General features: G+C 66.8%; 5 protein-coding genes and 1 pseudogene. All 6 read left to right on the top strand.

Translation table 11 applies throughout. The annotated features are described in order from the left end of the window. Nucleotides 1-344, top strand: a pseudogene (locus tag J3476_RS27390) (MCE-family protein); the annotation flags it as partial. Beyond that, a complete protein-coding gene (locus tag J3476_RS27385; protein ID WP_207069407.1) occupies nucleotides 341-1,366 on the top strand; it encodes an MCE family protein in 1,026 nt (341 codons plus the stop codon). The pseudogene J3476_RS27390 and the gene J3476_RS27385, both read left to right, overlap by 4 nt. Next, on the top strand, nucleotides 1,366-2,469 hold the full coding sequence (locus J3476_RS27380; protein ID WP_207069406.1) for an MCE family protein: 1,104 nt from the start codon (nucleotides 1,366-1,368) through the stop codon (nucleotides 2,467-2,469). The genes J3476_RS27385 and J3476_RS27380 overlap by 1 nt, the downstream gene beginning before the upstream one ends. Further along, on the top strand, nucleotides 2,453-3,865 hold the full coding sequence (locus J3476_RS27375; protein WP_207069405.1) for an MCE family protein: 1,413 nt from the start codon (nucleotides 2,453-2,455) through the stop codon (nucleotides 3,863-3,865). The genes J3476_RS27380 and J3476_RS27375 overlap by 17 nt, the downstream gene beginning before the upstream one ends. Then, on the top strand, nucleotides 3,862-5,139 hold the full coding sequence (locus tag J3476_RS27370) for an MCE family protein (RefSeq protein ID WP_373889149.1): 1,278 nt from the start codon (nucleotides 3,862-3,864) through the stop codon (nucleotides 5,137-5,139). The genes J3476_RS27375 and J3476_RS27370 overlap by 4 nt, the downstream gene beginning before the upstream one ends. After that, entirely contained in the window at nucleotides 5,139-6,701 is a 1,563-nt protein-coding gene (locus J3476_RS27365; protein ID WP_207069404.1) for an MCE family protein, read from the top strand. The genes J3476_RS27370 and J3476_RS27365 overlap by 1 nt, the downstream gene beginning before the upstream one ends. Nucleotides 6,702-6,743: the final 42 nt, after the last annotated feature.

Here is a 6,743-nt window from a genome sequence, read left to right as displayed (position 1 = left end):
CCACCTCCCTGGACTTGACCATCCTCCCGTTCACCCAGGGGCAACCACTGCCCGAACCGGGCATCATGGTCTCCATCGGATTCGGCTGGGGTATCGAGCGCTATCGCTACCCGGGAGATCTCCCCAAGGTCGCTGCCACGGGCGGGTCCAACTGCGACGCCGTCGGTCTCCCGGTACTGCAGCCGCAGGAGATCTCGCCGTTCGTCGTCACCGACATCGGTGGCAACCGGTGGAGATACGGCAACCAGGGCGTGGTGCTCAACTCCGATGGCCTGAAGCAACTGCTATTCGGGCCCATCGACGGCCCGCCCCGCAACTCGTCGCAGATCGGAATGCCGGGATGAGCTTCGTACGAGGTGCAGGATTCAAGTTCGTCGTCTTCGCGGTGGTGATGGGCATGCTGACGGCATTCCTGGTCGTCATGTTCACTGGTTATCAGGGCGGATCCCACCACACCTATTCGGCGGTCTTCCGCGATGTGTCGAGGTTGAAATCGGGCGATTCGGTTCGGGTGGCGGGCATCCGAGTCGGCACCGTCGAGGACGTCACACTGCGCCCGGACAAGACGGTCGAGGTCTCCTTCACCGCGGACGACACCGTGCTGCTGACCATGGGCACCCGCGCGGAAGTACGCTATCTCAACCTCGTGGGCGATCGTTACCTCGAACTGGCCGACTCACCCGGCTCGACACGGGTGCTTCCCGCAGGCGGTCAGATCCCGGCGGACCGGACGGCGCAGGCACTCGACCTCGACGTGCTGTTGGGCGGCTTGAAACCGCTCACCCGGGGTCTACGAGCCGAGGATGTCAACACCTTGACTCAATCGCTGCTGCAGGTGTTGCAGGGCCAGGGCGGCGTGATGGAGTCGCTGCTGTCCAGGACGTCGACGTTCACCAACACGTTGGCCGATCACAGCGAGGTGCTTCAACAGGTGATCGACAACATGCGCACGCTGACGGCGACCCTGGCCGAAGACGACCGTCAATTCGCCGATTCCATCGAGCGTCTCGAGACGTTGGTCACCGGCCTGGCGCAGGACCGCGACCCGATCGGCGAGTCGATCGAGTCCCTGGAGAACGGCACCGCGTCACTGACCGATCTTCTCGTCGACGGCAGGCCCCCACTGGCCGCCACCGTGGATCAAGTCCATCGACTCGCCATCCCGTTGGACGCGGACAAGGACAAGATCGACACCGCGCTGCAGAAGGCCCCCAGCAACTTCCGGAAGCTGGTTCGGCTGGGCGCCTACGGCAGCTGGATCAACTACTACCTGTGTGGAATCACGTTGCGCGTCAGTGATCTCGAGGGGCAAACCGCAGCCTTTCCGTGGGTGAAGAACCAAGGCGGAAGGTGCGCTGACTCCTGATGTTGAAATATCGCGGACGACACCTCATGCGCGCCGGCCTCATCGGTGTGGTGCTGGTCGCCCTCGTCATCTCGGTGGGACTGCAGCCGGAGCGGCTGCTGTCGTTGGCCCGCGATCTTCGCTACGACGCCCTGTTCGCCGAGGCGGGCGGCCTGGCAGCCGGTAACGATGTCGTCGTGTCCGGCACCGCAGTGGGTCACGTCGCCGCCGTGACACTCGACCGTGGCCAGGCGCGGGTGACGTTCACCGTGAACAGCGCCGTCCCGCTCGGGGGCGACACCACCGCACACATCCGAACGGGGTCGCTGCTCGGCGAGAGAGTCCTGACCCTCGAATCAGCGGGTACGGGGTCGTTGGACCGACGCGTCCCGATCCCCGTCTCCCGCACGTCGTCTCCCTACTCCCTCAACGACGCGGTGGGTGACCTGACGACCCAGATCGCCGGCACCGACACAGCCAGTGTCAACCAGTCGCTGGACGTGCTCGCTGCGACACTCGACGAGATCTCGCCACAGCTGGGGCCGACGTTCGACGGGCTGACCAGGGTGTCGCGGCTGCTCAACGAACGCAACGACGACGTGCGCCAATTGCTCGCCAACTCAGCACAGGTCACCGACGTACTCGGCGAACGCAGCGCCAAGATCAACACGCTGATCCTCAACGCCAACGATCTTCTCGCCGTGCTGGTCGAGCGGCGGGTCGCCATCGCCAACCTGCTTGCCAACACCTCAGTCGTCTCCCGTCAGATCTCAGGTCTGGTGGACGACAACGAACAGGAGTTGGCTCCCATGCTGGAGAAGCTGAACTCCGTCAACGCGATGCTCGAGAAGAACCGGGACAACATCGCCGCGGCGCTGCCCGGGCTGGAGAAGTTCCAGCGCACCCAGGGAGAAACCATCGCGTCGGGGGCCTACTACAACGCGTTCGTCGCGAATCTGATCCCCTCGCAGTTCCTGCAACCGTTCTTGGACTACGCTTTCGGGTTCCGGCGTGGTGTCAACGCGGGCCAGCCCCCCGATACCGCGGGTCCTCGGTCAGAACTCCCGTTCCCTGTCAACGGAATCCCGCAGCCTGGAGATCTTCCCAATGACGGCAACCCGTAGACGCCAAACGGTCGGCGTCGCGCTGGTGCTGATCGTGCTGTTCGTCGCCGGCACTCTGGTTATCGTCCAGCAGACATTGTTCGGCTCCTGGCGGGTGACGGCACACTTCACGTCGGCCACCGCGATCTACCCCGGTGACGAGGTCCGCGTCGTCGGGGTCAAGGTGGGAACCATCGCCACGATCGACACGGACGGCACCGAGGCCGAGATCGTTCTCGACATCGATCACGGAGTTCGCATACCAGCGGAGGCCAAGGCGGTGATCGTGGCGCCGAACCTGATCTCCGCGCGCTACGTCCAGTTGACGCCGGCCTACACCGACAGCGGCGCCACGATGACTGATGGCGCCTCGATCCCCTTGCAACGCACTGCCGTTCCGGTCGAGTGGGACGAAGTCAAGGACCAGTTGTCCCGTCTGGCCACCGAGCTCGGCCCCGTCAGCGCCGACTCCCAGACCTCGACGGGGCGGTTCTTCGACAGTGCGGCCAATGCCATGGACGACAACGGGGCGCGGCTGCGCGAAACCCTCGAGCAGCTGTCCGCGTCGACCCGGATCGTCAGCGAGGGCGGCGACAACCTCGTCGACATCGTCAAGAACCTGCAGCGGCTCGTCGGCGCGCTACGGGAGAGCAACGCGCAGATCGTGCAGTTCCAGGACCGCTTCGCCACCCTCACCTCGGTGGTGAACGAAAGCCGAAGCGACCTCGACTCTGCCCTCACCACCCTGTCCAGTGCGATCGACGACGCCAAGCGTTTCGTGGCGGGAAGCCGCAACCAGGCCAGTGAACAGGTGCAACGACTGGCGAATCTGACCCAGATACTCGTCGACCAGCGCAGCACTGTCGAGAACATCCTGCACGCCGCGCCGACGTCGTTGGCCAACACCTACAACATGTACAACCCGGACATGGGCACCTTCGTCGGATCCTTTGTCTTCCAGAACTTCTCGAATCCGCTGCAGCTGCTGTGCGCCGGTATCGGTGCGGTGGAGAACGCCACAGCGCCCGAAACCGGTCGGCTGTGTGCCGAGTACCTCGGCCCAGCGCTGCGGCTGACCAACTTCAACTACATCCCGTTACCGGTGAACCCGCTGCTGGCCGCGGTCGCCAAACCCGAGAACCTCGTGTACTCCGATCCCCGCCTGGCGCCCGGGGGCGGCGGGACCTCGTCGGGGCCACCGGAGATACCGCCGGCGGTCTCGGCCTACACCGGCCGCAACGGTGACGTCCCGCCTCCTCCTGGTTACGGACCTGCGCCGGGTCCGAGTTCCGTCGACACGCTTCTGCTTCCCGGTTCTACGCCGAGCCCGCCTGCCACCGTTGCGGATCCGCCCAGGCTGCCCGCGGAGGCTGACGCAACCGCGCCGGTACCGACTCACGGAGCACCGCCGTCATGACCGCGATGTCCTGGACGCGTGCGCTCACCGCGAGCGCAGTCGTCGTTGTGCTCACCACCTCCGGCTGCGCGTTCCGGGGGGTCAACTCGCTACCGTTGCCGGGCACAGTCGGCCGTAGCGCCGACGCCGCGGTCTATCACGTTCAGATCGCCAGTGTCGGAACGCTGGAACCGAACTCACCGGTCATGCGATCGGACGTCGTCGTCGGAACCGTGACCGACATGACGGTGGACGATTGGCATGCCGACGTCGAGGTGTCCGTCGAGCCCGACGTCGTGATACCCGCCAATGCGGTGGCCACCATCGGCCAGACGAGCCTGCTGGGTTCGATGCACCTCGCCCTGGACCCTCCGATCGGGGAGCCGGACCGCGGCCGCCTGCCCTCGGGGGCGACACTGCCGTTGAACACGTCGTCCACCTACCCGTCGACCGAGCAGACACTGTCGTCACTGTCCACCATCCTCAACGGCGGCAGCCTGGGCCGGGTCAGCGACATCATCCACGAATCCAATGCTGCGCTGTCCGGCCGGGAGGGCCACGTGCGCGATCTCCTCGGTCGACTCAACGACATCGCGGGCGTACTCGCCGAGCAACGAGACGACGTCGTTGCGACCTTCGAGGAATTGAACCGGCTCAGTGGCACTCTGGCCCAGAACACCGGCGCCATCGATTCTGCGCTACGCCACATCCCGGCCGCCCTCGAGGTCCTGGTGCGGGAGCGACCGCAGATCACTGCCGCGCTCGAACGACTGGGCACGTTCAGTGACACCACCAGCGGACTGATCGAGGACACCAAGGACGATCTCATCCGTAACCTGACCAACCTGGAGCCGGCGCTGCGCGCCATCGCCGACCTCGGCCCCGACCTGGACACCGTGCTCGCCTACCTCACCACGTTCCCGTTCACGCAGAACGTGATCGACCGAGGCCTCAAGGGTGACTACATGAATCTGTTCGTGACTCTGGATCTGACGTATCCGAGAGTCAGACGCACCTTGGCTCTGGGAACCCGATGGGCGGAACCACGGGCGCCCCTCGTACCGGCCCCGGGCGATCCGTGGTTCGAGAATTACACCTACGACCCGCTCGACACCGGCGTCGTCGCGGCAGCACCCGCTGCTCCCCCGCCGGCATCTCCGCAGGACGGGTCGGCCCCGCCGCAGGCTCCGTCTGGGCCGCTGCTGCCTGTGACTCCCCTGCAGGACTGGTCGCCCGACACCGCGCCTTCGCAGCCGCCGGGCCAGATCTTCGCGGGCCCTTACGGGGGACGCTGATGCTCACTCGCTTCGTTCGGACTCAGCTGGCGATCTTCGTCACGGTGTCGGTCATCGGGGTCGCCGCGATGGCACTGTTCTACGTTCAGGTTCCGACGCTGTTGGGGATCGGGCGCTACACCGTGACGCTCGAGCTGCCGTCCACGGGCGGGTTGTACCGGTTCAGCAACGTCACCGTCCGTGGGGTGCAGGTCGGCAAGGTCACCGACATCGCGATGACGCACTCGGGGCCCCGGGCGACGCTGAGCCTGTCGACGAGCCCGCGGGTTCCGGCAGACCTGCACGCCGAGGTCCGGAGTGTTTCCGCGGTCGGCGAGCAGTACGTCGACCTGCAACCGCGCACCGACGCGGGCCCCTTCCTCGGCAATGGTTCGGTCATCCCCGCCGACGAGGTCAGTGTGCCGCAGAAGGTCGGGCCGATGCTCGACCAGGTCAGCGCGTTGCTCGGCAGCGTGCCGCAGGAACGGATCGCGGATCTTCTCGACGAGACCTCGCAGGCCCTCGACGGCTCGAGTTACGACCTCGGCTCGCTGATCGACTCGTCGGCCGCGATCAGTGCGGATCTCGCCGACAACGCGGACCCGGCGGCCCGACTGATCGACGACAGCGCACCGTTACTCGACGGACAACTGCAGACGACGGACGCAGTGCGGCAGTGGGCAGAGAACCTCGCCGGGATCACACGCCAGATCGACGAGAACGATGCGGCGGTTCGCAACATCCTGCAGTCAGGCCCCGGGGCCGCAGACGAAACCGCCCGGCTTCTCAGCGACCTCCAGCCGACCCTGCCGGTGCTGCTGGCCAACCTCACCACGGTGGGTCAGATCGCGCTCACCTACAACCCCGGTGTCGAGCAGCTGTTGGTGCTCTTCCCGCCGTATGTCGCTGCGCTCCAAGGCTTCGCGCTGCCGTGGAACAATCCGACGGGCTGGCCGCTGGGCGACTTCACCGCGACCAGCGGGGACCCGCCGGCATGCACGGTGGGATTCCTGCCGCCATCGGAGTGGCGGTCACCGGCCGACTACACCGAGATCGAGACACCCGACGATCTGTACTGCAAACTGCCGCAGGATTCGCCGCTGGCCGTTCGCGGCGCGCGGAACACACCGTGCATGGAGCAGCCTGGCAAGCGCGCACCGACTGTCGAGATGTGCAACAGCGACCGGCCCTACTATCCGCTGTCGCTGCGCCAGCATGCGCTGGGGCCCAACCCGATCGACCCCAATCAGATCGCGCAGGGCATCCCGCCGGACAGCCGGATCCTTCCGGGCGAGGGACTCTACGGCCCCATCGAGGGGACACCGATGCCGCCGGGCGCGGCACCCGTGCCAGCCCCGGCCGACCCGGGCAGCGGCGAATCCGCACCCCCCGCACCGCCGGTGATCCCGCCCGGTCCCGTCCCTGCTGCACCGCCGGGCGGGACCCCCGGCGGTGCAGCAGGGACGGGACCGGGCGGGATCACCGGCGGTGCGGGGGGTGCGGATTCGCCGCTGCCCGGGTCGGCCGGGGCTGGCACGGGTGCCGCGCCCGGCGGCATCGGTGTCCCCTCGATGGGGCCGTAGAGGCCCTCGCCCGGAAGGATCCGGCTGGTCGGAGGGATGCCC

Source organism: Mycobacterium sp. PO1 (assembly GCF_017312405.1).
Taxonomy (GTDB): Bacteria; Actinomycetota; Actinomycetes; order Mycobacteriales; family Mycobacteriaceae; genus Mycobacterium.
Note: the sequence above shows the minus strand (reverse complement) of the source record. Positions and strands in the feature narration are given on the sequence as shown.

Coding starts and splice junctions, on each gene's coding strand:
- J3476_RS27365 (WP_207069404.1), top strand. CDS start 5,139: ATGCTCACTCGCTTCGTTCGGACTCAGCTGGCGATCTTCGTCACGGTG.
- J3476_RS27370 (WP_373889149.1), top strand. CDS start 3,862: ATGACCGCGATGTCCTGGACGCGTGCGCTCACCGCGAGCGCAGTCGTC.
- J3476_RS27375 (WP_207069405.1), top strand. CDS start 2,453: ATGACGGCAACCCGTAGACGCCAAACGGTCGGCGTCGCGCTGGTGCTG.
- J3476_RS27380 (WP_207069406.1), top strand. CDS start 1,366: ATGTTGAAATATCGCGGACGACACCTCATGCGCGCCGGCCTCATCGGT.
- J3476_RS27385 (WP_207069407.1), top strand. CDS start 341: ATGAGCTTCGTACGAGGTGCAGGATTCAAGTTCGTCGTCTTCGCGGTG.